Consider the following 25,107-nt stretch of genomic DNA (forward strand, 5'->3'; position numbering starts at 1 on the left):
GTATATTTGCAGTATGCAAAACACATCAACGGCATTGTTAACGGATTCTCAATCGCAAATTTATAACTGGACTTTTCAATGGATTAAAAATCTAGGTTTGGACAACCAGACCAATCATTTTATCAACTCCATTATTCTATTATTGCTGGTCGTCTTATTTTTGATCATTGTTGATTATTTCAGCAAAAAAATTCTGTTATTACTGACGATCAAAGCGATCCGGCGAAGTGCCAACAGATTTGACGATTTGTTAATCCGGAATAAGACCTTAAAGCTCATTGCCCATTTCGTTCCCATTTTAGTCGCGCAATACATCATTCCTATTATTTTTATGGGCTTTCCAAATTGGAAAGAAAATATCAACAAATTATTGGCTATTGCAACCACAATCGTCAGCTTACTGATTATTCATTCCTTGTTAAAAAGTATCCGGGATATCTTACGTACAAAAAAGTCCTTTGCCGACAAACCGCTGGAGAGTTACCTACAGGTGTGCCAGATTATTATGTACTTTATTGGCGGTACGATCTGTTTTTCGATCTTGACAGGCAGTTCCCCCTGGTCATTTCTTTTATCCCTGGGTGCAGCCTCGGCAATCCTAATGTTGGTCTTTAAAGACACCATTCTGGGCTTTGTGGCCAGTATCCAGGTTTCGGCCAATGATTCCATACGGGTGGGGGATTGGATTGAAATGCCCAAATACGGTGCAGATGGGACCGTCAAGGAAATCAATCTCAACAACGTTAAAGTGCAGAACTTTGATAAGACCATCACGACAATCCCGACACATACCCTATTATCCGATTCCTTTAAAAATTATAGGGGCATGCAACAATCTGGCGGAAGACGCCTGAAAAGAGCAATCAATATTAAAATCTCCACAATCCGTTTTTTAGCGAATGAGGAGATCGAAAAACTAAAGAACATACAGATTCTCCGTCCCTATATTGAAGACCGTGCAAAGACAATTGATGAATTTAACAGCATGCATCAGATTGATCCTTCCAGTCCAATAAATGGCCGAAAAATGACCAACCTAGGCATGTTCAGAGCCTATGCACTAACCTACCTGCGTCAGAATCCTAATATTCACAAAACAATGCCTCTAATGGTGCGACAACTCGCGTCAACTGAACATGGTGTCCCCATCGAACTTTACTTTTTTGTCAATGATATACGTTGGGAATACTACGAAGGAATTGTCTCCGATGTATTTGACCATCTCTTTGCTGCCACGAAATACTTTGATCTCGAAATCTTTGAAAATCCCGCCTCGGATGATTTTAGACAGTATGTAAGCGCAAATAAAATAGGTCTTTTGAATTAATGACAATAACAGGCGTTATCCATAAAAACAGTGAAAGGTAATCCGGGGAGATTACCTTTTCACTTTAAAAACAAACTAAATTTTCAGACGTGTTTCACAACAGATCTACACATTAACCCTAACTCTTTATGAATCAAAAATTACTCTACACAAATATAGAGCTGCTATGTTAAGTGCATCTTAAGTTAACTTTAAACTTAAAACAATTCGATAAATAGTTATTTAAATTATTTATTTCGCATCGTTAATCAATGAACGCTACTTCTGTTTGATAAAACCAAAATTTGACCACCGGTCAAACCAAAACTGCGCTATTACAACCTGAATACAAACCACTTACACCTACTCACTGTACATAGCATACGATTTCAATCGCCACAAATCGATGGCGCTAACATGGGGTTAAAATATGGTATTCATAAGTCAAGCCAATCCCTTAGAGAACGGAATAGCTGAAATAATTTACCTGGGAGGCTGGAATAAATCGCATAAAAATGGGGCTATCCAATTTTTTTAGACAGCCCCTTTCCTGCAATACTACATATATAATTATTTCACCACGATACTTTTGGTAGCAAAATGTTCCCTGTTAAACATATCGGTAGCTCTGATTTCAAGCTGATATGTTCCAGTTTTAAGTTTCGGTAAATTCATCATCCATAGATGACTTGATTTCTCTGGATTGGATGGACGACGCGTTGTCATCAATTCTTCAGCAGTATCGTATTTTGCCAGCGCTTTTAAGAAAGCGGGATCACTCTCGTTAACATATTCCATCTCTTTCCAATCCCCTTGATCAATTCTGTAGGCAACTTTATCGCCTTCCCTACCAATGAAGAAGTTTGCATAAATGGGGTATCTTTTCGTGTACTTCTCCGGTACTACTGAAGCGCCATAAATATCAATCTGATAGCTTGCTGGTTTCCCGACTACCCTATAATCGAAACTATATTGATTATCTTCAATTTTTAAAATTGCATAACCTTTTGGTGTACCGTCCCGCATTGTAGAAACGGGAATTCCTTTATCATTCAGTTCACCTGAATACCAATCCCCAGATGTGGTTCCGACATTATATTCGTGATGTGGCTGTTCCTGCTTCCAACCATCTTTCTGTCCATAAAAATATTGACGTTGGAAATGTGTATGTGCTGAAAGTGAAAGTGTATGTTTAAAGGGAGCTAGTATATCAAAAAGACGCTGCCTATCTTCGTTGCGAAACACATTCGAATTTTCGTGATATAACGGAATATGGAAGGAAAGAACAATCAATTTATCTTTATCCACCTGTTTTAGATCATTTTCAACAAAATCCAATTGATCTTTTCTAAAACCGCCGAGATATCCTTTTCCAGTACGTGGATTGGGATAGATGATATCGTCCAATACAATAAAGTGTGCATTCCCATAATTAAAGGAATAGTTATTGGGACCAAAGGTCCGTTCATAAGATTCATCAGAAAGACTGTCGGTTTTGGCATCATAATTCATATCATGATTTCCCATCACATTGTACCAAGGTAAGCCCATCGTTGAAATGACCGATTTATATTTTGGTTGAAGAGATAGATCGTCACCGACCAAATCGCCTAAGCTGATTCCAAATTTTGCAATCGATTTGTCAGCAATCTCGTTGATGATTCCATACTTAAAAAATCCCAGCTCTTCTTCGGTATAAGCCTGTGGATCACCAAAGACAAAGGCCGAAAAACGGGTAGGCTCTTCCTGTTGATATAAAGCGAAGTTCAAATCGGAAGGAATTTTTCCTGTTGCCGAAACCCCGAGGTATTTTGATGCAGGACTACCTTGGACTTTGTGTATATAATAGAATTTCGGGTGGTTATTTTCATCCAGGGGCAGGGCATATCCAGAAGGTTTGACAACAAAAATGATATTATCTTTTCCAACTGGCAATTGATAATTACCATTATTGTCGCTAGTCACTACCTCGCGACCGTTACTTACAGAGACAGCTGCGATCCCTTTCTCGTTCTTATCTAATTTTCCGTTTTTGTTTATATCTAGAAAAACTTTTCCCTTTGCAAATTCCTGTTGTGCCTGTACCGCCTGGGCTAGCGCCAAAGAAATGGCCAATGCCATAAATGTTCTCATATTGAATATTGATTTTGTCGCTAAAGTACCCTATTACCATTAAGACAATATCAATTGTATATAAAGAATTCGTAAATATAAGTTCTTATCAATTCGTTACTAACTTAACAACTGGCTTTATTTTAATCAATAAATTAGAGGTGTTTCAATCGGATCTAACGGGTACTTTATACGTGTTTATCCGAATGAGGTCCGGATGAGGTCCGTATAAGCTCCCTATAAAGTCCTTGTTAGTTTACCAATTAGTATGATTTTATCCTGCACATGACATCAGACTTTCCCAAAGCATCTTCCTTAATTTGCTGTTATTATTACATCGAATGCGTTGCCCAATTTCAGCCTTTGCATAAGCTGTGTGAGGGATAATACTGCCCCAAGAGAAAATCAACATTAAATTGAAAGAAAAACTAAAAAAGGAGCGACCAAATCATTAGTCGCTCCTTTTAAAAAAAATACAATTATCGTTATTATCTTGCTTGAGCTGTTGCCAGCATACGGTTTACTTCGTCTATCATTGATTTAGCAGCATCATGCATCCGTGGGTTGCCCGCGAAATCTGCATCCAAAGTCACACGTTTCGACTTATCCTTGTAGTTGTATTCCAAGTAAAAACGAGGCACTTTAGAATTAATGGAATCTTTCTTCCACTCTGGACCGGTCATATCTGTATCCAAATTCCAAAATCCTAACTCCATTGCTTTGCGGTGCAGGTACAAAAGGTCGTCTTTTGTAAACTTTACAGTATCGGTAATTAAAGAATCTTGTTTGTCTAAATATTTATAGATACGCGTTTTCGAATTATATTCATTGACCATATGATTCGGCTCGCCATATTTGAATTCTATTGATTCAAAATCAGCAAAACGGAAGGGTGCATTTTTTATCATATTGCTGTAGTAATAAACACAATACATTAAAAATGGCACAATAATACAAAGGCCTAAAAAAATCTTTTTACTCTTTATTGTCATTTCTATAAAATTTTGACAAAAATAAGGATTTATATAGGGTATAAAAGTTTATGTCAAGATATGACATAAAAGCTACATGGATTTCATCTTGTTAGATCTTCGGAGAACCCGCATCCACAAAAGTTCTGGCATACCAGCTATCTGTAAGATCGGAAATAATAACTCCTTTGCGTGTGGATACATGTACAAATTTATTATTGTGTAAATACACTCCCACATGGTCTATCCCATTTTTACCAAAGGAAAAAAACACCAGGTCACCCTCCTCTAATTTTTCAGGTTTCTTTCTTTTTACAATACCCTCCATATCTCGGGATGTCCGTGGAAGATTACCTTTATACACTTCAATATATAGCAGGTTGACAAATCCGGAGCAATCCACACCACCTTTGGTTTGTCCGCCCATGCGATGCGGTATACCCATCCAGTCATCGATAAAAGAATAAAGCTGCGGATTTAGTTTTTTGACACTTACATTCAGTAAGGAGGCATAATTATCAAGGCGGGAACCTGAAAAGATTTTTCCACGTGCAGAGCTTGCATCGGTCAACACCGAGCCGTTGGAGGAACGGGATCCCGAAGTCATTACTTTTTTCTTCGTTGAACAGCTGCTCAAGAATAGTAGTGCGCTTAAAAAGAAGATAAAATAAGACTTTGCAATCATGCTGTTCGATTTACTTTCCTGCAGGACAAACTTAAATAAATTGCCGTTGATAAACAACCTATTTACCTCCTTCATAAAAAACAATTTATTCATTCGCTCTATTTTATTCAAAAGACTATCAGTGGCAAAAAGATGATTCCATAAATCCCGCAGCCATTATTGTTTCACTTTCGTTGAAGTCACAACAGATACCTCATCAATAGCTCGGGTTTATCATTTTTCCTTACCAAGAACGTTGGATCAGAAAAAGAATTGTTCAGAAATCGTAACTTTGCCGCCTAATTTATTTGAGAATGGAAAAATTAAAAGGTGCATTAGCCGTCTTTTTAGGTGCGAGCAGTTTTGGGATATTATCAACATTTGTAAAAAAAGCATATGGCCAAGGGCTTACTTTGGGCGAGGTGACAGGGATTCAAGTATTATTTGGCATGCTTATGCTTTGGCTTATCTTTATCACGATCAAGTTATTTTCTGGAAAAACCTTCCAATCTTCAACTAAAAAATCTTCATGGATCAAAATCTTAATCAGCGGCACATCAACTGGACTGGTGAGTGTCTTATACTATAAATGTGTACAGCTGGTTCCCGCCTCTCTGGCTATTGTTCTGCTGATGCAGTATATATGGATAGGCGTGGTCATCGAGTTTATCTTTTTCAAAGCAAAGCCATCAAAAAATAATCTGATCGGCATCGGCATTGTACTGGTTGCCACATTATTCGCGACAGGGCTCATCGAAAAGGGATTGGAAGATCTCAATTTAACCGGCCTACTATTTGGATTCCTGGCCGCAACGGCTTATTCCGTATTTATGATCGTGAATGGCCGTGTGGGTAATGATTACCATCCGATACAAAAGAGTGCAATCATGGTAACAGGTTCCTGTATTTTGATTTTCACCTTATTTCCACCGACTTATTTATTTAATGGTCAATTTGATGGTAATTTTCTACATTTTGGATTGATACTATCGCTGTTTGGCACCGTCATTCCACCATTGCTATTTGCTTATGGTTTGCCTAAAACAGGCTTCTCTTTAGGTGGAATATTAAGTTCTGCGGAATTGCCTGTCGCCACCTGCATGTCCTATTTTATACTACATGAATCTGTTTCACTTGTACAATGGATCGGTGTCCTTTTGATTTTGGGTACGGTGATCTGGTTAAATGCTGCAAAAAGCAGTTCTCACTAACCAAGATATTCGTTTAAAACATGATGACAGGTATTCCATACAACAATATCGAATGGCAAACCAACATTCATCGGAGAAGAAGGGAATAAAGATTTTCATCATGAAAAAGGGGTAATCTTTCAGAAGATTACCCCTTTTTTATCGTGTATAGTTCCTGAAGAACTAATGTGCCAATGTTTCTGAAACTTCTTCCACCTCTACTTCACAGGTATCTGTAACTTCCATAAATTTAACGGGTACAACTTCGTTCACCAATAATGGATCATACAAAGTCCGCACCTTGACATAATTTTTGGAGAAACCGTGCATATAACCATCTTTTTCATCTGCTTCGAACAGGACATCTCCCTGGGCGCCAAGCTGTGATTCATAAAAGGCGCGACGTTTCTTCTCTGAAAGAATATGTAACATCTTACTTCTATCACTACGCTGTGCTCCCGGTACAGCTCCTTCCATTTGAGCTGCGATCGTATTTTCACGCTCTGAATAGGTGAAAACGTGGAGATAGGAAATATCCATATCATTCAGGAAATTATAGGTATCTAAAAAGTCTGCACGTGTTTCACCCGGAAATCCAACAATCACGTCAACACCTATACAACAGTTCGGCATTAAGGACTTGATAAATTCTACTCGCTCGGTATACAGTTCGCGTTTATATCTCCGCCGCATCAGACCCAAAATCTTGTTGCTTCCTGACTGTAATGGCATATGAAAATGCGGAACGAATCTTTTGGATTGTGCTACAAACTCGATGATATCGTTTGAAAGAAGATTAGGTTCTATAGAAGAAATACGTATCCGATCGATACCTTCAACCTCGTCCAGTGCCTTTACCAAATCTAGGAAGCGGTCTTCGCGTTTACCATCGCGGATACCAAAATCCCCGATATTAACACCCGTCAACACAATTTCCTTAACACCCGAAGCAGCAATTTCTTCCGCCTGTTTTACAATCTCTTCAATCTTTCCTGAACGGCTTCCACCGCGTGCCAGGGGAATCGTACAGAATGTACAGGAATAATCACATCCGTCCTGAACTTTTAAAAAAGTACGGGTACGATCACCAATGGAATAGGCTGATACAAATTGATTGGTTTCATCAATCGGGCCATTATAAACAATTGTTTTTTCCTGTTTGGTCAAATCATTGATATGTTCAATGATATTAAATTTCTCAGCAGCTCCCAATACCATGTCTACCCCTGGGATCTCCGCAATTTCCTTTGGTTTTAGCTGGGCATAACAACCTACAATGGTAATATAGGCATTCGGAGAGTGCTTTAAAGCTTCCTTGACCACTTTTCTACACTTTTTGTCAGCATTGTCCGTTACAGAACATGTATTGATTACATAGACATCCGCACGGCTATTGAACGCTGTTGTATCATAGCCCGCTTCCTTAAATAAACGTCCTATGGATGATGTCTCCGAATAATTCAGTTTACATCCAAGTGTATAAAAAGCTACTTTTTTATTCTCCATAATATTTTGCAAAATTACATTTTTTTTTAGTAACCCTTCTCATCATTTTAAGTTTTGACTTTCTCGTTATAAGGATTTTCCTTAGTTTTGACTATCTTGAAAGGTCGAAGGCGCTAGAAGATTTAAAGATTAAGCATTTAATAAAATTAAACGTACAGATGAAACAATATTTAGATTTACTCAGACATGTATACACGAATGGTGTTGTAAAAACAGATCGTACCGGTACCGGTACAAAGAGTGTCTTTGGATATCAGATGCGTTTCAACCTTCAGGAGGGATTTCCTTTAGTAACCACAAAGAAGCTGCACCTCAGATCCATTATTCATGAGCTGATCTGGTTTCTGAAAGGCGAAACCAATATCCAGTATTTGAAGGAAAATGGGGTAAGCATCTGGGACGAGTGGGCAGATGAGCAGGGCAACCTGGGCCCGGTTTACGGTTCGCAATGGCGCTCATGGCCAACGCCTGACGGTCGTCATATCGACCAGATCACACAGGTGATCAACCAACTAAAAAACTCACCAGATTCCCGTCGGATTATCGTATCAGCATGGAATGTTGCTGAGATTGAACATATGGCCTTGCCTCCATGTCATGCTTTCTTTCAATTTTATGTAGCACCGGCACAACCTGAAAAGGGGATTATGAAACCTCAATTGTCCTGTCAGCTTTATCAACGTAGCGCTGATATATTTTTAGGTGTACCTTTCAATATTGCTTCTTATGCACTGTTGACAATGATGGTGGCACAGGTCTGTGATATGGAAGCTGCTGAATTTATCCACACACTGGGCGATGCACATATCTATAGTAATCACTTTGAACAGACGGAATTACAGTTGAGCCGCGATCCAAAGCCATTGCCTCAAATGAAAATAAACCCCGAGGTGAAAGATATTTTTGATTTCAAATTCGAAGATTTCGAATTGTTAAATTACGAATCACATCCACATATAAAGGCACCTGTTGCGGTTTAAGAAGACCTTTAGGAAGCTTCTCCTTGCATCATATCACTTTACACAATACGACTAATCTACACGACACAAGATGAGTAACCCAACGATCACATTAATCGTAGCAGCTTCGGAAAACAATGCAATCGGCATCAATAACCAGATGCCCTGGCATTTACCCAACGACTTTAAATATTTTAAAAGAAATACCATTGAACATTCTGTCCTGATGGGAAGAAAAACCTTTGAATCCATAGGCAAAGCTTTACCCGACCGAAGAAATATCGTCATCACACGTAATGCGGATTTCCAAGGAGCAGATATCGATGTTGCCAACAGCATCCAGGAAGCCCTTTTATATTGCCGCGATGAACGTGAGGTTTTTATCATAGGTGGAGCAAATATCTATCAACAAGCCTTACCGCTGGCAAACAAGGTACTTCTGACCCGTGTGCATACAACGATCCAGGGAGATGCATTTTTTCCGGCATTATCACCGGAAGACTGGGAACTGGTTTCTGCGGAACCGCATCAGGCAGATGATAAGCATGCATTCAACTATACCTTTGAGGTGTATACAAGAAAATAGTTCTACACGATGAACAAACTGGACCTGCAATTAAATAAGATGATGCATGTTATTATGTCTGCGATAAGCTTTTTTCTTTTCACTTTGTTGACTTCAACACAAGCTTTCGCACAGTTCCTTCCACCAACGACTATACGGACTCCTTATGGAAATGTTACTACTCCAGGCCACTATATGCCTCGGTTCTATTCATCATTCGGGAAGAAACCTGTGAGTAGTAGATATGAGTTTTATATTGTCTTAAAAAATGACAGCACTGTTGTTTCAAAAACTAAAATAAAACTTCGAACTGCTACCAAACCCAGTGAAATCTCCTGGAAAGAAAAGGGCAAAAAATATACAGTGACACCCGATCAAACGAAAGAGATTTATCGGATAGATGTAAAGAAAAATAAAATTAGAGGCATTCCACAGGATAGCTGTTGGTTATTTTTGGTAGACACCGTTAAATACCAAAAAAAATTCAGACGATATAGTATGACTGCTGATATCAATGATCCTACAATATCACATTTTAAGATTGATAACACGAACGAAATCTTGCCACTTCAAATAAGTACATTAGAGCCTTACGTTCAGGAAAATGAAAAAGCAAAGAAGCTGGTGTTAAAAAATAAATTATTAAAAGCCATCGAAGAATTGAATAGATAACAGCATATACCATATATCAAATTCAACAAATTAAGTCTGTCATCCGGATTACAGACACTAGGCATCTGAAATACAATTTTTCTATAAAAATGCATAAATATCTACTATTATTCTTCACACTATTCATGTCTAACACATATGCTCAAAAGATAGATACCGTATACCTGGAAAAATTACTTCAGAGTCACCCTGATCTGTTCCAGCGAATATTAAATCATTCGACAAAACATGAGGTACAGATCCTGTACACGCAAATTGACCGTGATAAATCCAATATTCCGCACTTCAGGTCTTATAGTTACCGGGTGAATCCTAATTGGTACTTCTATCCAGCGAGTACTGTGAAACTGCCAACTGCGATTTTGGCACTGGAAAAAATTAATGACTTACATATTAATGGGCTGACTAAAGATACGCCCCTGCGTATTGATTCTGCTTTTGAAAAACAAACCAGCGTATCTGTAGATGAGTCTGCTGCCAACGGACTGCCATCAATCGCCCAATATGTCAAAAAAATATTATTGACTAGCGATAATGATGCCCAAAATAGGTTGTTCGAATTTATTGGCCGTGCTGAATTAAATGCAAAATTGAAAAAATATGGTGCCAAATATAGCCGGATTGTCAACCGGCTTGCTATAGGAGACAAAGGAATCTGGGCCAAGCATACGAATCCTTTCACGTTCTATAAGGATGACCATATTATCTACCAGCAGAAAGAACAATTTGACCCCAAAGACTACGACATCAAATTGGCCAATACGCTTCAAGGCAAGGGTTACATAAACGATAAAGATGAACTGATCCATGAACCATGGAGCTTTGAAGGTCTCAATGTGTATGCGCTGGAGGATCAACAACTGATCCTGAAGAAATTATTATTTCCAGAGGCATTCAAAAGCAAAGACAGGTTTAATTTACAAAAAGAAGATTATAACCTACTCTATGATTATATGTCCCGTTATCCGTTTGAATCGGATTTCCCAAAATATGATACCACAGAATTCTGGCCTACCTACAGCAAATTGCTTTTCTATGGTCGCGAAAAAGAGACCAGGCTAAATCCCAATATCCGTATTTTCAATAAATATGGTGACTCCTACGGCTATAATATTGACAACGCTTATATTGTAGATTTCGAACAGGGTATTGAATTTCTGCTTGCTGTTGTTGTTCAATCCAATGAAAATGGAATTTACAACGACGGCATTTATGAATACGAGACCGTCACCTATCCATTTTTGAAAAACATCGGCCAGCTTATCTATCAGGAAGAATTAAAAAGAACAAAAAAAATCAAACCTGATTTATCCAAGTTTGATTTCAGAAAATAATACAAAAAAGGCTTTCAGAAATCTGAAAGCCTTTTTTTCAGCATTGATATCTGTTAGCTACACAAGGTAGTTCATATCTATGCGGATGATATAGCATCAGGAAAACACCCCGCCAATTACCTATTTCGCGGACAATAAAGCACTTTCAATCAATTCAGCATAGAAGTCACCTTCTTTCATACCAAAAGCACGTACCTGTTGTGGGATAAAACTTTGGGCTGTCTGCCCCGGAATAGTATTAATCTCAATAAAGTAAAACTTATCGGTACCATTTTCCAGGAAGAAGTCTACACGTACCATACCCTTACAATTTAACCGAATATAGATTTGCTTCAGAATAGCGGCGATACGCTCCCGTTGTTCGGCTTTCAGGTCGGCCGGTGTAATTTCCTCGGTCAAACCGGGGATATACTTCGCTTCAAAATCAAAAAATTCACGTGTTGTGCGAACTTCCGTTGCAGGCAACACGACCAATTCGCCTTTCGCATTACGGAAAATCCCTTCCGAGAATTCCCTTCCGGTTACAAATTCCTCAACAATTACCTGCTTTCCCGTATTCTCGGCGTCGAATGCTTTATCAATAGCTTCCTGCAATTGAGCAGATTCTTTCACCTTTGTCATCCCGATACTACTTCCACCAGCGTTTGGTTTTACAAAATATGGAAGGGAAAGATTACTTTCTACCGTGTTCACAGCTTCCGCTCGTTGCGATTCAAATAATAAAACAGATTTGGCCAGATACACTTCAGGAATATCACTTAATATGGCCTTTGTATACCCCTTGTTCATCGTCAAGGCCGATGTCAATGCATCGCATGATGTATAAGGAATATCCAGCAAATCAAAGTAGCTCTGTAGTCTACCATCCTCGCCCGGTACGCCATGGACCATAATAAAGGCTAAGTCGAAACTGATCGTTTCTCCATTTAATGGCAATGTAAAACTTTCACGCTGAATAGAATACTGCTGATTGTCTTTATCGGTATAAAACCATGCATCTTTTGAAATCGTAATCAGGTATACATCGTATTTATCATGATCAAGTTGGGAATTGACAAAGGCAGCGCTCTTAAAAGAAACTTCGGCCTCCCCTGTATAACCTCCAGTTATTAATGCTATTTTTGCTTTCATAAATTTTAGCGATTCGAATAGCAAATATAATTTGCTATACACGGAAAAACGAATAATTTTGTGAGGAATAATTTTATTTAACCATTCTGCAAAATTGGCTTCAATATTGCGGTTCTATGCAGAATTCATTTTTATCAAATACAGTAATGTCCAAAGTCGTACAATATCTTCAGACACCCACATTCAGAAAAAATCTCATTGCCGCATTTGTCGCGATAGTCTGCCTATTTCTTGCGGTATATGTCGGGCTGAAAATATATACTAAACATGATGAATCCATTGCAGTTCCGAAAATAAAGGGTCTACATATCAACGCTGCCATCCAGGCTCTGGAAGATGCTGGGCTGGAATATCAAATTGACTCCGTTTATCAGATGGATGCCAAACCAGGTCTGGTGATCGAACAGGATCCCGAACAGGGATTTCACGTGAAATCTGGTCGAACAATTTATCTGACCATCATCACTCAAGTGGCACCAGAAGTCTCCTTTCCGAATATTAAGGATAAGACCCTGATCGAAGCAATGGCTATTTTAAAAAATCATAATCTTAAAATAGGCGACACCACTTATGTTGCTGATATTGCTAGAGATATTGTGTTAGACGCGCAATTTGCAGGTCAGTCCATCCGAAATGGCCGGATGATCCCGAAAGGTTCAAGAATAGATCTTGTTCTTGGCAATGGTCTTGGGGCGAATGAAGTTGAAATTCCCAATCTGATCGGCCTTCCTTTGAACGAAGCTAAATTTGCGCTTTCTGGTGCCGGACTTGGCTTAGGGACTGTGACCTATGATCCGAATGTCACCGATACCACAACAGCAGTGATCAGTGTACAATCTCCAGGGGTAGAAAAGGGATTAACAAGCTTGGGGGCAAAAATAGATGTGACGCTTTCACTGACAGCGCCGTCACCTACAAGCGGTAGCTCTGGAGGAACAACGACACCAAAGCCACAGGTGAATCCGACACAGTCGACCCCGCCTGCAGCAAAACCGATTGCGACGAAGCCAGCTGCTACAACAAAAACGACAACAAATACCCCTCCTGCCAAGTCTTCAAATACAGCACCTGCAGCGGGGCAAAAAAAGGAAAATAAAGCAAATAGTCTAGGCTTCTAAAGCGATTATGAAGCCTTCATGAGCATAGATCATTTATATAAATGATGAGTCTATGTCCATGAAGGTTTCATCATAGATCTAAAAAATAATTCTGATGGAAAATAAAAAAGGAATACCAGGTTGGTTAAAAATTGTTGCATTAATCGTCATTCTTGTAGGCGGGTATTTTGCATGGACATTTTATAAGGCTTTCTTTGCCTCAAACGTTTCTGGAGAGAAAAAATACCTTTACATTCATGAAGGCGCTAAATACGAAGATGTTCTCAAATCGATTCAAGACTCCAGTCTATTGGATGATATCGCTTCCTTCGAACGTGCAGCACAATATAAAAAGTACGAACAAAATGTAAAACCGGGCCGTTATCTATTAAGTCCGGGAATGAACAATCGGCGTCTGATCGGTAATTTGATCGGCGGCTATCAGGAACCCGTGAAGTTTAGATTTGCCAATGTCCGACTAAAAGAAAATATGGCCGCATTATTAGGCAAAAACTTTGAGGCTGATTCTGCACAATTTATTGCCATACTGAATGATGAAGCCACTGCTCAAAAGTTTGGTTTTACCAAAGAGAACCTGATTTCAATTTTCATTCCAAACACCTACGAAATCTACTGGAATACCAGTCCAGAAAAGGTGATTGCCCGCTTTGATGATGAATGGAAAAAATTCTGGAATGCAGATCGCGTTGCTAAGGCAAAAGCACTTAACCTAACCCAACAACAGGTTAGCACTTTGGCTTCTATCGTTAAAGGAGAGGCTCTGCACCAGGACGAAATGCCCATGATTGCCGGCCTCTATTTAAATCGTCTCAAAAAAGGCATGCTCTTGCAGGCTGATCCAACAGTGATCTTTGCAAACAATGATTTTACGATCAGAAGAGTTCTAAATAAACATTTAAGAACAGATAATCCTTACAATACCTACATCTATAGAGGCTTGCCTCCGGGACCTATTTCGATCCCGAGCATTGCTGCCATTGATGCTGTTCTGAATTTCAAGCAACATGATTATATCTATATGTGTGCAAAGGATGATTTCTCGGGTTATCATAATTTTGCAAAAACAGAAGCAGAACATCTGGTCAATGCACGAAAATTCCAACAAGCGTTAGACGCCAGAAATATCAAGAAATAATGTTTGTATTTGACCATCAAATCCGCGTCCGCTATGCCGAAACAGACCAAATGGGTTATGTTTATTATGGCAATTATGCAGCCTTTTACGAGATAGCGCGAACTGAAATGCTGAGAAGTACAGGTATATCTTATAAAGAACTGGAAGAAATGGGCGTCATGTTACCTGTCACAGAAATGAAAACAAGGTATTTCAAACCGGGCAAATATGATGACCTGATAACGATCCGGGTAACGATTCGTAAGAAACCGGCGGTCCGTATTATTTTCGAATATGAGCTTTTTAACGAAAGTGGCGAATTGCTTAATCAAGGCGAGACAACATTGGTGTTTGTTAATATGGAAAAGAACAAGCCTTGCATGCCGCCCCAGATCTTCCAGGATAAGATGAGTAAATATTTTAATTGATATGGGGAAATTCCACCAATGGCTATTAAATTTTGAACCTTATTTTAGATTAATCGAATGGAGCAAAGGGGTTGTGTTGCCAGGCTTTGGTTCGCTTCCCCTTTATACTGTGGCCGTATTCTTCTTTCAGGAACTCTCCAGGGATTCAATCGTCAGTAAGGCTTCCTCATTATCGTATAGCTTTTTGTTGGCCATATTTCCCGGCATCATCTTTTTATTTACATTAATTCCCTATATTCCGATCAACAACTTTCAGGAACAATTACTGGATTTTTTGGCGGTAGTGATTCCAAAAAATGCGTTCCTTGTCGTCGAAACTACCCTAGAGGATATCATTAAAAACCAGAACGGAGGGCTCCTCTCCTTCGGTTTTCTTTTCGCAGCATATTTTGCGACAAATGGTATGGCATCCTTAATGAATGCATTCAATAAAGCTTCCTTAATGACGGAAAAAAGACCCTGGGTAAAAAAAAGACTCATTGCGCTAACACTGGCCTTTTTGATTATATTCGCCCTTACTGTCGGGATGACCGTATTTACCATCGCGGGTATAACGATCGACTATCTTAAAGAAACTACTGGTATTAAATCTAGCATGTGGGCGACCTTGTTAAAGCTTGCACGCTGGATTATTATCTTTGCTATCTATTTCTTTACGGTAAGCTGCATCTATAAGTTTGGGCCTTCCACATCTAACAAATGGAAATTGTTTAGCCCAGGAGCATCCATGGCCACGATTTTGGCTATTTTGACCTTCTCGATTTTCACGTTCTATATTAATCATTTCGGTGCATACAATAAATTATATGGGTCAATCGGAACGCTGATCGTCATTATGCTATGGATCTACCTCAATACGCTGATACTATTGTTGGGCTATGAATTGAATGCAGCAATAGCATTGTCCAAACAAACCATCGTAATTGCCAAACCACGGATTTTCAACTCATTTAAAAAAAACAGCGAATAGGTTGTAACTGTGTTTTAAGGGCGATTTTTTGACAGATAAAACAGACCAAAGGGGCTTATCTCGCTCACTGGTCAATAAAAAGCTGCCCTACCCTCTGCGGTCAGGTTATTCGACAGCAAGCTATAACTGAAAGTCCTTCAATAAAATAAGAAAAATAAAATTTTGCATTAAAAGTTTTTTTGTACCTTTGCAACTCCTACAACGTAGGAAAAAGGAGAAAATTAATTAATGGCAAAAAAACAAGAAGCAGAAAAAGAATTAGCAGCGAAAAACGCAGAGCTACAAGGTGCTGACACTAAAGTAGTGAAAGACACTGAAAAAATTGAATCAGAAGCTGATTCAAACTTAATCGACGAAATCAAATCAAACACTTGGATCACACCAGAAGGTGAATTTGACTGGGATGCAAATGACAAAGGTTTCGGAAATTATAGCGATGCTGAACGCGCTAAACTTGAAGCACAATACGCTGATACTTTCAACCAAGTTAACCAAGGTGAAATTATCGAAGGTACTGTCGTTTCTATCAACAACAAAGACGTTGTCTTAAATGTTGGTTTCAAATCTGACGGTTTAGTTTCTTTATCCGAATTCCGCGACTTACCAGAATTAAAAATTGGTGATAAAGTTGACGTGTTCGTTGAATCTCAAGAAGATGCTAACGGTCAATTAGTACTTTCTCGTAAACGTGCTAAAACTCAAAAATCTTGGGAAGCTATCAATGAGGCATTGGAAAATGATGCAATCATTACTGGTTTCGTTAAGAGCCGTACTAAAGGTGGTCTTATCGTTGACATCAAAGGTGTTGAAGCATTCTTACCTGGATCTCAAATCGATATCAAACCTATCCGTGACTACGATGTATACGTAGGTAAAACAATGGAATTCAAAGTTGTTAAAATCAACCACGAGTTCAAAAACGTTGTCGTATCACACAAAGTGTTAATTGAAAACGACTTAGAAAACCAAAAATCTGAGATCGTTGCTAAATTAGAAAAAGGTCAAGTATTAGAAGGAACTGTTAAAAATATCACTGACTTCGGTGTGTTCATCGACTTAGGTGGTGTTGACGGTTTGTTACATATCACAGATATCTCTTGGGGCCGTATCGAGCATCCAAAAGAAGTTTTATCTCTAGATCAAACAATCAACGTTGTTGTATTAGACTTTGATGATGAGAAAAAACGTATCGCTTTAGGCTTGAAACAATTATCTGAGCATCCTTGGGAATCTTTAGATACAGCATTAGAAGTTGGTTCTAAAGTGAAAGGTAAAATCGTAACAGTTGCTGATTACGGTGCTTTCTTAGAAATCATCCCTGGTGTTGAAGGTTTGATCCACGTTTCTGAAATGTCTTGGTCTCAAAACTTACGTTCTCCACAAGAGTTCTTAAAAGTTGGTGACGAGATCGAAGCACAGATCTTAACTTTAGATCGTGACGAGCGCAAAATGAGCTTAGGTATCAAACAATTAACTCCAGATCCTTGGAAAAACATCACTGAGCGTTACCCTGTAGGTTCTAAACAATCAGCTGTTGTTAAAAACATGACTAACTTCGGTGTATTTGTTGAGTTAGAAGAAGGTATCGACGGTTTGATCCACATCTCTGATCTTTCTTGGTCTAAAAAAATCAACCACCCTAACGAATTCACTAAAGTTGGTGAAACATTAGACGTAGTTGTATTAGAATTAGATGAAGAAAACCGTAAATTATCTTTAGGTCACAAACAATTGGAAGAAAACCCTTGGGATACTTTCGAAACAATCTTCACTGAAGGTTCTATCCATGAAGGTACTGTGATCAAAGTTGGTGACAAAGGTGATATCGTTGCTTTACAATACGGTGTTGAAGGTTTCTGTCCTTCTAAACACTCTGTTAAAGAAGACGGTTCTTCATTGAAAGTTGATGAAGTTACTTCATTCAAAATCATCGAGTTCAACAAAGAGAACAAACGTTTGGTAATTTCTCACTCTCGTATCTGGGAAGAAGAGAAAGAAGAAGCTCGCAAAGAAGAGTCTAACAACCGTAAAAAAGACGCTAAAGCTGAGTCTTCAGCTGTTAAAAAAGTAAAAGATTCTGTTGAAAAATCTACTTTAGGCGACTTAGACGTGTTAGCTCAATTGAAAGAGCAAATGGAAAATGACAAAAACGCTAAGTAATTAGTATTTTCAATCCATAAAAAGCGGCTGTTCCAAAAGGACAGCCGCTTTGTTTTTAAAGGTCTGCTTTGTAATTTTGTATACATAAGAATAATTGTTATGTCATTCAGATCAGCCTTAATTAATCCATCCGAACTTCAGGATACATTGACAAAAGACGACAATGTGATCCTACTAGACTGCACCATCGATAAGGTCGGCCAATCCTTAAAAGATTCAAAATTAGAATTGCTGCCAAATTCATTATTTTTTGATATCGAAGGAAAGTTTTCTGACCATACAGCTAAATTACCACATACACTGGTATCAGAACAGGTATTTGAAACTGAAGCCCAAGCCTTGGGTATTGATCAGGACAGCATCGTAGTTTTATATGATAGATGGGGGGTATATTCCAGCCCCCGTGCTTGGTGGATGTTTAAGGTGATGGGATTTGATCAGGTGTATATTCTAAATGGAGGGGTACCCGCCTGGAAAAAAAACAAATTTGAACTAGCAGATAATTATAAGCAGCAGCATAATACGGGGAACTTTAAAGCACATTTTCAGAAAAACCTGTATGCTGACAAGGAGTATATCCTGGCACACTATAAGTCATCAGCTATAAGCATTTTCGATGCCAGAAGTAAAGGAAGATTTATCGGCTTAGTTGCCGAGCCCCGAAAAGGACTGAACGGCGGGCATATCCCCCATTCCAAAAATTTGCCTTTCGAAGAATTGCTTGACGGTATTTACTATAAACCCGTTGACCAACTCAAGCAGCATTTTGATCAATTCAAAACAACAGGAAAGGAATATGTATTTTCCTGTGGTTCGGGGGTGACCGCTTCTATCCTGGCCTTTGCATCCTATATTTCAGGTCATACAAACATACGTGTATACGATGGATCCTGGTCTGAATGGGGTCGTGAAGAACTTAATCTTCCAATAGAAAAATAATCAAAATACCGTATTCCAGGAATAGAGTTTATCCTCTAAACGAATTACTTCGGCATCCAGTAGTTCCCGGATAACCTCTATTCTTCTTTTTTCAGTTCCAAGGGTTAAACTATCAACAAGATCGTGAAGATTTTTAGATGCGGCCAGCAAACTGTTCTTTATCTCTTCCTTGATTTGAGCACGTTGGTTTTCTTTGTGTATGCGTATTAAACATAGATCACATACCTGACAAAAACCAGCATTCTTCTCTCCAAAATAAAGCAATAATGACTGACTACGGCAATTTGCTTGTTCTAAGTAATTTATCATTCCATTGACCTGCTCCTCTTTCACTTGATGACGATCCCGGATGAAAATATGATCGATATGCAGATGTTTATAATCAACGCGATTTTGCAAAAAAGTCAACTGCGGAGCGTCTGTAGCAGGGAGATAACTTGCTATTTCCAATGCTTCCAGCGATTTGAGAAGCTCTACCACCCGATGGTATGGAATGCCAAGTTTATTCGCAAATTCGTATTCGTTAATTAGGATATAGTTCTCAAAAACGCCGCCATAGGTACGTAAAATTGCTTTGATCAATTTATCATATTTGGCATATTGCACCTGAACCTTGTACAACTCTGTGCTGTCAATTTCAAATTTGAAACGTGAGGGTATCGTCACTGCTTCTGACAATGTCAACCAGCTATCACGTTCCAAAAACTTCAATGCGTTCATTACCGGCAGCAAAGGCAATTGATATTTCTTAGCAAAGGTAACCACATCAAAGTCTACCGTAAGCCCCTCTCCCGCGCCGTACGGAATCTGGAAATGATTACATAAATAATGATAAGTCTGCTGTATGAAAGGAACATCTGGAAAACTGGCGGCCAACGTATCGACTAGTTTTTTTTCATCGTTCTTTTGATAAAGAATAACCGGATAAGCTTTTTTACCATCACGCCCTGCCCTACCGGCTTCCTGATAATATGCTTCCAGCGAATCAGGCAGATCCAGGTGAATGACAAAGCGGACATCGGGTTTATCGATTCCCATACCAAAAGCATTTGTAGCAACAATTACACGTACAGCATTCGACATCCATTCATCCTGCTTACGATCCCGCTCATGCCCTGCTAATCCTGCATGATAATAATCAGCTGCAACTCCATTGTTGATTAAAATACGGGCTATTTCCTGCGTCTCTCTTCGATTTCGAACATATACGATGCCTGATCCACCCAACTTATGAATAATACGCAGCATCCGTCCCATTTTATCTTCTTCCTCAATCGCCATATAAGCCAGGTTGTCCCGAAGAAAACTTTTGACAAATACATTTTGCTTTGGAAAATTGAGTTTCTGTTGTATATCGACAATAACCCGTTGGGTCGCTGTTGCGGTCAGTGCTAAAAATGGTACTTTAGGGTGAAGCTCTTTGAGTTTGGCCAGCTCCAAATAGGGTGGTCTAAAATCATATCCCCATTGCGAAATACAGTGCGCTTCATCTATGGCAAACAGATTAACATTCATAAACCGGATCCGCTCTCTAACAAGATCACTATATAAACGTTCTGGAGAAAGGTAAAGAAACTTTATTTTTCCATAGACACAATTATCTAAGGTGATATCCACTTCTCTTTTTTTCATCCCCGAATAAATGGCAACAGCCTGGATACCATTTTTCTTTAAATGTTCTACCTGATCTTTCATCAGGGCGATCAGTGGTGTTACCACGATGCAAATTCCCTCCATCATCAACGCCGGTACCTGAAAACAAATGGATTTCCCCCCTCCTGTCGGTAATAAAGCAAGCGTATCTTTACCAGAAATTACCGACTGAATGATTTCTTCCTGCAATGGCCGAAAGGATTCAAAACCCCAATATTGTCTTAAGATTGATATGCTATCTAAAGTCATAAGCTCTCCTTATCCCAAACATACGCAAAATTATCTTTTATGATATAATTCTTTATCCTCAGACTGTCCAGTATGACCTTTGCACGGAATGATTTCTTCAACGAATTGGAGCCATCGAGAATAACCTGTTTGGGTGAAATGGTGGATACTGCAGCAGCTAATTTTTGAATGGCATTTTTTCTGACAATCAGTAGATCCGCTGCTGGTAATACATCCTCAAAATGTTCCATAATAATTACTTTTCCTATTGGCAACGCGATCAAATAATTCACTCTTTTACCTGCATCTCTCAACGGAATAAATTGAACATTATCCTCTGTGGTCAGCACCTGGATTTCCCGGCCACAAGCATATTGTAGGGCTTTATGATTCAAGGAATCAAAAGTGCTGTAAATAACAGCCTGTTGATGTTTAAAATAAGCCATGGTCAACTCATTTCTCGTATTATATACCCGAAATCGCTCTATATTCCTGTTGATAACCTGACCGTGGATAGTTATGATCAACATTCCTACGACGCAAAAAAGCCCCAAATAGTGATACTTATAGTCCTTCCATTGATAAGCATATAAAAAGGAAAAAATGGCAGCATAGGAAAGATAAAGTACGCTATGGTCAATGATATTGATTTTGATCGTTGAAAAGGCAAGACTATCAACAGATTGCAGACAATAAAGCATAAATCCGATTAAATTTTCCAAAAGTATTCCCAGGATCTCATTGAGCCAGTCCATAGGATTAACCGTCATCACAAAGCCCAGATACATCGCTAATGTTGAAGGGAAATCAACAAGTAAATTAGCCAATAAAAAATAGGTGGGAAACCGGCCAAAATAATAGAGTGTCAGTGGTGTCGTCAAAATCTGCGCGGCAATAGAAATACTCACTGCGTCCCTAAAGAAACGCATCAACGGCTTTTTTACCACAATAATTTTTTCAAAAATGGGCAAAAACAATATCATGCCTAAAACCGCCAAAAAGGAGAGCTGGAATCCGACATCCCCAAGCGCCCTGGGAGAGCAGAGCAGAATCACGGTTGCAGCTGCTACCAAGGCATTGAGCGATGAGCTATTTCGTTTAAAGTACTGCGAAGATAAAACAAAACTGATCATAATAGCCGAACGCGCAATAGGCGGATCCAACCCTGCAATAAAAGCATATAGCCAAATAACGGAAAATGTTATTACAAAAGGTAACCAGCGCAACATAGGACGCAGTGTCACAAATCTAAAAACCAATGACAAAAAACCGAAAAGTACAGCCACATGCATTCCTGAAACGCTCAATACATGTATGGTGCCCGTATTTGTAAATGCTCTTAGGGTTTCCTCATCAATATCGCTACGAAAACCATATAACAAAGCAGCTGCGATGGAAAAGTACTTCTCTTTCCGGAAGTAAGGCTGTAGCTTTCGTAAAAAATATCCGCGAGCCTCCAGCGCCATACCTCTAATAGCGTTGTATTTTGAAAATCCTTTTGCAACTACCATATAGTTATCCGTATCCACGAAAATTTGATGGTAGATAGCAGTTCTTTCCAAGTATTCTCTATAGTCAAACTCCAGCGGATTTAACGGTGGGGCGACACGGACCATATTGCCCTTTACCCAGAGCTGATCAGCATATTGAAACTGGCTTTTCAATTTCGATTTTAACGAAACCATGATCTTGCCCTTAGCCGGGATAAAAGTTCCTTGCCTAAAACCGCCAGTTACCTCAGCTTCGAATCGGATGATATCAGCCTTTGTTTTAGGTTCATCAATAATATCGACAACATAGCTATCCAGCTGAAAATGCGAAAAATGATTTTTAACATACAATGGGTTACTACGCCAAAATTGCCATGTGCCAAATAGCAGAACCAACACATAGTATCCGAAAATATAGCCATATCTAAATACTGTTTTTTTGAGTAGATAGCAACAAAGAGTAAACCCCACGAATAGGAATAGGCTATACTCCAGGTATTGAAACCATTGGAGGGAAAACTTTAGCAGCGGTGCTGCAAAGAGCCCGATAATATAAACAGAAGTAATCTTCAATATCGGAATTCGCTCCAGCTTTTGATAAAAGTTCAAATCTTTCATAGTTGCCATCTCAACTGTAGCCTGATCTCGGACTTTCTGTTACCGCTGATCTCCTCCAAAGCAGAACCTATTGTATCTTTATCCGGATAATAATAAACCCCATACTTTGTCCATATATCGAGATTACGATTTATTTTATATCTCAAATTCACATAGGTACGCCATCCTTTTGTATGATACATTCCAAATCCTGAAGCATACAACACATCATTCTCGTAGGCATAAAACCGATTATCATAAGTATCGGTCTGGAAATAGGCTATCCGTGCATTTAGCTGAATCTTACCTATGTCAGGCTTCCAGAAAACATCCTGATAAAATAGATAGCCCAGGCTATTGTCCTCATATTCCCTCTTGAACAGGTTCGCTTCAGCCCGGGACCGGATCGTCCAAATAGCATTCAGCTTATATTGAAATTCTATGCGTAACTGCTGCTTTGAACTATTTACCAATCCTGATTCAGTTTGTCCCTGCCCGATATAATTCGTCTGCTTTAATCGATTTCTATACCTTAAAATGAGTTGTCCTTTCTTATACCAGATATAACTGAGCTGACTAAAAAAATCTGCTCCTACAGATCCGGTATCCGCTTGGTATTTAGCTTCCGGAAACCGAAAGATATCCATGTAACCGGACCAAACTAATTTTCTCGCCAATTGATAGGTAAGTCCTCCATAAACACCCTCTTCATTTGAGGTATTGCCCGATTCCCCAAAACCTTGCCCATAAAAAGTATGGTAGTTTTCTCTATAGTTCCGGACCAGAACAACAGTAGAGAGTCTTGGATGTAAACTAACGATTGATCCCAATAGCATAGCTGATCCTCCGTCTAGGCTATTGGCATACTCTCCAAAGAGATGAACGTTGCGGAACGTATAATTCGTATACAGGCTTATATTCTGCAATACATTACCTTCAAAATCATACTGCTGTCTTTTGCTTGTCCCCTGGAGCCTAATCGCATCCAATTGGGACTGATTGACGTGAATCCCAATCTTGAAACGATTGTATCGCCAAAGAACATTTAGTCCATAGGTCATTTGATGTGCAGCATTTCTGTAGCGCTGCTCTGTTGCTGTTCGATGCAGTCCGGACTGCGCAATTGTCTTAATTACTCTCTCCCCTACTGTATCATCGGCTACATTGGCATCAATGGGCCGGTAAGAAAAATAGGGAGTGACCTCAAATCGCTGCAACTGCCAAGTGCCTGAAATACCGCGCATAAAATTAACCTCGTTTAAAGAGGTGTATTGCTTTACACCGATGCCCTGCCGGGCAGTGTTTTGTACCAGTCCACCCTTGCCAAAGCTTAAACCGTTCCACATACTGAGCCCCTGACCAAATTGTAATGCATAATCCCCAACGACGAGATTGCGAATAGGACCGATCGATTTAACGATCAGGCTTATTCCATAAAAATCAAATCCTAATTTTTGCTTATCCCTAAAAAATGGCTCACCGGCATCCTTTTCCATATTAATCGCTAAGCGGATTTTATCTTTTAGATTAGCCCGGTATCGAATAGCATATCGATTGGGGTCTCCCAAGTACCGAGCTCTTGTCGTATCTGTAATCTGGTATCCTTTTGTTTGCTCCAGGCTGCGTCCATAACGCAATATAAACTCGTGGGATACATCTTTGAGTTTGCTTCCTGTAAGTGGACTAGCTTCTCCTACCTTAACGAAAGGTAGCAATAAGGATACGAGCCGTGCATTAAAACCCGCTATGGACTGAATCTCTAAGGCATTTATAAAGTTACCCGAAACCTGACGGTGTTCGATCAATCGCTGCGTCAACAAGGGGTCTATAAATTGTAATTCGATTAGTTCGGCCCCATCAGTCTTGTTCAGATCGATTGGGTTTTTGAGATAATACTGCCATTTTTCACTTAATTCACTTAAATCAGTGTCTTCGGGCAATTCCTCCGATAAGCTTTCAAATAATTCTTCGCGGCTGATTTTTTCATTTGTTTGCGCCAT

20 protein-coding genes are annotated in these 25,107 nt (G+C 39.2%); 12 read left to right on the forward strand and 8 right to left on the reverse strand.

What is annotated here, in order from left to right; genetic code table 11:
* Nucleotides 1-13: 13 nt before the first annotated feature.
* The gene (locus ABDW32_RS19605) at nt 14-1,327 is read left to right on the forward strand and encodes a mechanosensitive ion channel domain-containing protein (protein WP_343565472.1); all 1,314 of its coding nucleotides are present in this window, start codon (nt 14-16) and stop codon (nt 1,325-1,327) included.
* A gap of 549 nt (nt 1,328-1,876) precedes the next feature.
* Here ABDW32_RS19605 and ABDW32_RS19610 read toward each other — a convergent pair.
* The 3 genes from ABDW32_RS19610 to ABDW32_RS19620 form a co-directional block, all read right to left on the reverse strand.
* Nucleotides 1,877-3,439, reverse strand: a complete 1,563-nt coding sequence (locus ABDW32_RS19610; protein ID WP_343565474.1) for a calcineurin-like phosphoesterase family protein — start codon at nt 3,437-3,439, stop codon at nt 1,877-1,879.
* A 467-nt stretch (nt 3,440-3,906) separates the two neighbouring features.
* The gene (locus ABDW32_RS19615; RefSeq protein ID WP_077438663.1) at nt 3,907-4,326 is read right to left on the reverse strand and encodes a hypothetical protein; all 420 of its coding nucleotides are present in this window, start codon (nt 4,324-4,326) and stop codon (nt 3,907-3,909) included.
* 175 nt (nt 4,327-4,501) lie between these two features.
* The gene (locus tag ABDW32_RS19620; RefSeq protein ID WP_343565477.1) at nt 4,502-5,167 is read right to left on the reverse strand and encodes an NlpC/P60 family protein; all 666 of its coding nucleotides are present in this window, start codon (nt 5,165-5,167) and stop codon (nt 4,502-4,504) included.
* Nucleotides 5,168-5,367: 200 nt separating this feature from the next.
* Here ABDW32_RS19620 and ABDW32_RS19625 point away from each other — a divergent pair, with 200 nt between their 5' ends.
* The gene (locus tag ABDW32_RS19625; RefSeq protein ID WP_343565479.1) at nt 5,368-6,264 is read left to right on the forward strand and encodes an EamA family transporter; all 897 of its coding nucleotides are present in this window, start codon (nt 5,368-5,370) and stop codon (nt 6,262-6,264) included.
* 162 nt (nt 6,265-6,426) lie between these two features.
* Here ABDW32_RS19625 and mtaB read toward each other — a convergent pair whose 3' ends face one another.
* Nucleotides 6,427-7,749 (reverse strand): tRNA (N(6)-L-threonylcarbamoyladenosine(37)-C(2))-methylthiotransferase MtaB, encoded by a 1,323-nt coding sequence (gene mtaB / locus ABDW32_RS19630; protein WP_343565481.1) that lies wholly within the window; start codon nt 7,747-7,749, stop codon nt 6,427-6,429.
* A gap of 158 nt (nt 7,750-7,907) precedes the next feature.
* On the opposite strand from mtaB, the gene ABDW32_RS19635 reads away from it, so the two are divergent.
* From ABDW32_RS19635 to ABDW32_RS19650, 4 genes are all read left to right on the forward strand, one after another.
* Entirely contained in the window at nt 7,908-8,729 is an 822-nt protein-coding gene (locus tag ABDW32_RS19635) for a thymidylate synthase (protein WP_077438538.1), read from the forward strand.
* Nucleotides 8,730-8,799: 70 nt separating this feature from the next.
* On the forward strand, nt 8,800-9,294 hold the full coding sequence (locus tag ABDW32_RS19640; protein WP_343565483.1) for a dihydrofolate reductase: 495 nt from the start codon (nt 8,800-8,802) through the stop codon (nt 9,292-9,294).
* A 9-nt stretch (nt 9,295-9,303) separates the two neighbouring features.
* Nucleotides 9,304-9,945: a hypothetical protein gene (locus tag ABDW32_RS19645; protein ID WP_343565485.1), complete on the forward strand. Its 642-nt coding sequence runs from the start codon at nt 9,304-9,306 to the stop codon at nt 9,943-9,945.
* 125 nt (nt 9,946-10,070) lie between these two features.
* Nucleotides 10,071-11,279: a serine hydrolase gene (locus tag ABDW32_RS19650; RefSeq protein ID WP_343565487.1), complete on the forward strand. Its 1,209-nt coding sequence runs from the start codon at nt 10,071-10,073 to the stop codon at nt 11,277-11,279.
* Between the two features lie 120 nt (nt 11,280-11,399).
* On the opposite strand, the gene ABDW32_RS19655 is transcribed toward ABDW32_RS19650, so the two are convergent.
* Entirely contained in the window at nt 11,400-12,410 is a 1,011-nt protein-coding gene (locus tag ABDW32_RS19655; RefSeq protein ID WP_343565489.1) for a D-alanine--D-alanine ligase, read from the reverse strand.
* Between the two features lie 116 nt (nt 12,411-12,526).
* Between ABDW32_RS19655 and ABDW32_RS19660 the strand changes: the two genes are divergently transcribed.
* From ABDW32_RS19660 to ABDW32_RS19685, 6 genes are all read left to right on the forward strand, one after another.
* Nucleotides 12,527-13,528: a PASTA domain-containing protein gene (locus ABDW32_RS19660; protein WP_343565491.1), complete on the forward strand. Its 1,002-nt coding sequence runs from the start codon at nt 12,527-12,529 to the stop codon at nt 13,526-13,528.
* Between the two features lie 94 nt (nt 13,529-13,622).
* Entirely contained in the window at nt 13,623-14,663 is a 1,041-nt protein-coding gene (mltG, locus tag ABDW32_RS19665; protein ID WP_343565493.1) for an endolytic transglycosylase MltG, read from the forward strand.
* Nucleotides 14,663-15,070, forward strand: a complete 408-nt coding sequence (locus tag ABDW32_RS19670) for a thioesterase family protein (RefSeq protein ID WP_343565495.1) — start codon at nt 14,663-14,665, stop codon at nt 15,068-15,070. The genes mltG and ABDW32_RS19670 overlap by 1 nt, the downstream gene beginning before the upstream one ends.
* 1 nt (nt 15,071) lies before the next feature.
* Nucleotides 15,072-16,040 (forward strand): YihY/virulence factor BrkB family protein, encoded by a 969-nt coding sequence (locus ABDW32_RS19675; protein WP_343565497.1) that lies wholly within the window; start codon nt 15,072-15,074, stop codon nt 16,038-16,040.
* A gap of 228 nt (nt 16,041-16,268) precedes the next feature.
* Nucleotides 16,269-18,200: a 30S ribosomal protein S1 gene (gene rpsA, locus ABDW32_RS19680; RefSeq protein WP_286589947.1), complete on the forward strand. Its 1,932-nt coding sequence runs from the start codon at nt 16,269-16,271 to the stop codon at nt 18,198-18,200.
* 99 nt (nt 18,201-18,299) lie between these two features.
* Nucleotides 18,300-19,139 carry a sulfurtransferase gene (locus tag ABDW32_RS19685; RefSeq protein ID WP_343565503.1) on the forward strand — a complete coding sequence of 280 codons (840 nt, stop codon included), beginning with the start codon at nt 18,300-18,302 and terminating at the stop codon, nt 19,137-19,139.
* Here ABDW32_RS19685 and ABDW32_RS19690 read toward each other — a convergent pair whose 3' ends face one another.
* Genes ABDW32_RS19690 through ABDW32_RS19700 form a run of 3 tightly spaced genes read right to left on the reverse strand, consistent with a single transcriptional unit; the run spans nt 19,140 to nt 25,107 of the window.
* Nucleotides 19,140-21,041 carry an ATP-dependent DNA helicase RecQ gene (locus ABDW32_RS19690; protein WP_343565505.1) on the reverse strand — a complete coding sequence of 634 codons (1,902 nt, stop codon included), beginning with the start codon at nt 21,039-21,041 and terminating at the stop codon, nt 19,140-19,142.
* The gene (locus ABDW32_RS19695) at nt 21,038-23,128 is read right to left on the reverse strand and encodes a ComEC/Rec2 family competence protein (protein WP_343565507.1); all 2,091 of its coding nucleotides are present in this window, start codon (nt 23,126-23,128) and stop codon (nt 21,038-21,040) included. The genes ABDW32_RS19690 and ABDW32_RS19695 overlap by 4 nt, the downstream gene beginning before the upstream one ends.
* Complete coding sequence (locus ABDW32_RS19700) at nt 23,125-25,107, reverse strand: hypothetical protein (RefSeq protein WP_343565511.1); 1,983 nt, start codon at nt 25,105-25,107, stop codon at nt 23,125-23,127. Before ABDW32_RS19700 ends, ABDW32_RS19695 begins: the two co-directional genes overlap by 4 nt.

Origin of the sequence: Sphingobacterium sp., assembly GCF_039596235.1 — a bacterium.
GTDB lineage: Bacteria > Bacteroidota > Bacteroidia > Sphingobacteriales > Sphingobacteriaceae > Sphingobacterium.

Excerpts from the sequence above, each read along its gene's own strand:
- rpsA (WP_286589947.1), top strand. The coding sequence starts at position 16,269 with ATGGCAAAAAAACAAGAAGCAGAAAAAGAATTAGCAGCGAAAAACGCA.
- ABDW32_RS19645 (WP_343565485.1), top strand. The coding sequence starts at position 9,304 with ATGAACAAACTGGACCTGCAATTAAATAAGATGATGCATGTTATTATG.
- ABDW32_RS19655 (WP_343565489.1), bottom strand. The coding sequence starts at position 12,410 with ATGAAAGCAAAAATAGCATTAATAACTGGAGGTTATACAGGGGAGGCC.
- mltG (WP_343565493.1), top strand. The coding sequence starts at position 13,623 with ATGGAAAATAAAAAAGGAATACCAGGTTGGTTAAAAATTGTTGCATTA.
- ABDW32_RS19610 (WP_343565474.1), bottom strand. The coding sequence starts at position 3,439 with ATGAGAACATTTATGGCATTGGCCATTTCTTTGGCGCTAGCCCAGGCG.
- ABDW32_RS19635 (WP_077438538.1), top strand. The coding sequence starts at position 7,908 with ATGAAACAATATTTAGATTTACTCAGACATGTATACACGAATGGTGTT.
- ABDW32_RS19675 (WP_343565497.1), top strand. The coding sequence starts at position 15,072 with ATGGGGAAATTCCACCAATGGCTATTAAATTTTGAACCTTATTTTAGA.
- mtaB (WP_343565481.1), bottom strand. The coding sequence starts at position 7,749 with ATGGAGAATAAAAAAGTAGCTTTTTATACACTTGGATGTAAACTGAAT.
- ABDW32_RS19605 (WP_343565472.1), top strand. The coding sequence starts at position 14 with ATGCAAAACACATCAACGGCATTGTTAACGGATTCTCAATCGCAAATT.
- ABDW32_RS19670 (WP_343565495.1), top strand. The coding sequence starts at position 14,663 with ATGTTTGTATTTGACCATCAAATCCGCGTCCGCTATGCCGAAACAGAC.
- ABDW32_RS19640 (WP_343565483.1), top strand. The coding sequence starts at position 8,800 with ATGAGTAACCCAACGATCACATTAATCGTAGCAGCTTCGGAAAACAAT.
- ABDW32_RS19620 (WP_343565477.1), bottom strand. The coding sequence starts at position 5,167 with ATGAATAAATTGTTTTTTATGAAGGAGGTAAATAGGTTGTTTATCAAC.
- ABDW32_RS19690 (WP_343565505.1), bottom strand. The coding sequence starts at position 21,041 with ATGACTTTAGATAGCATATCAATCTTAAGACAATATTGGGGTTTTGAA.
- ABDW32_RS19660 (WP_343565491.1), top strand. The coding sequence starts at position 12,527 with ATGCAGAATTCATTTTTATCAAATACAGTAATGTCCAAAGTCGTACAA.
- ABDW32_RS19615 (WP_077438663.1), bottom strand. The coding sequence starts at position 4,326 with ATGATAAAAAATGCACCCTTCCGTTTTGCTGATTTTGAATCAATAGAA.
- ABDW32_RS19700 (WP_343565511.1), bottom strand. The coding sequence starts at position 25,107 with ATGGCGCAAACAAATGAAAAAATCAGCCGCGAAGAATTATTTGAAAGC.
- ABDW32_RS19695 (WP_343565507.1), bottom strand. The coding sequence starts at position 23,128 with ATGAAAGATTTGAACTTTTATCAAAAGCTGGAGCGAATTCCGATATTG.
- ABDW32_RS19625 (WP_343565479.1), top strand. The coding sequence starts at position 5,368 with ATGGAAAAATTAAAAGGTGCATTAGCCGTCTTTTTAGGTGCGAGCAGT.
- ABDW32_RS19650 (WP_343565487.1), top strand. The coding sequence starts at position 10,071 with ATGTCTAACACATATGCTCAAAAGATAGATACCGTATACCTGGAAAAA.
- ABDW32_RS19685 (WP_343565503.1), top strand. The coding sequence starts at position 18,300 with ATGTCATTCAGATCAGCCTTAATTAATCCATCCGAACTTCAGGATACA.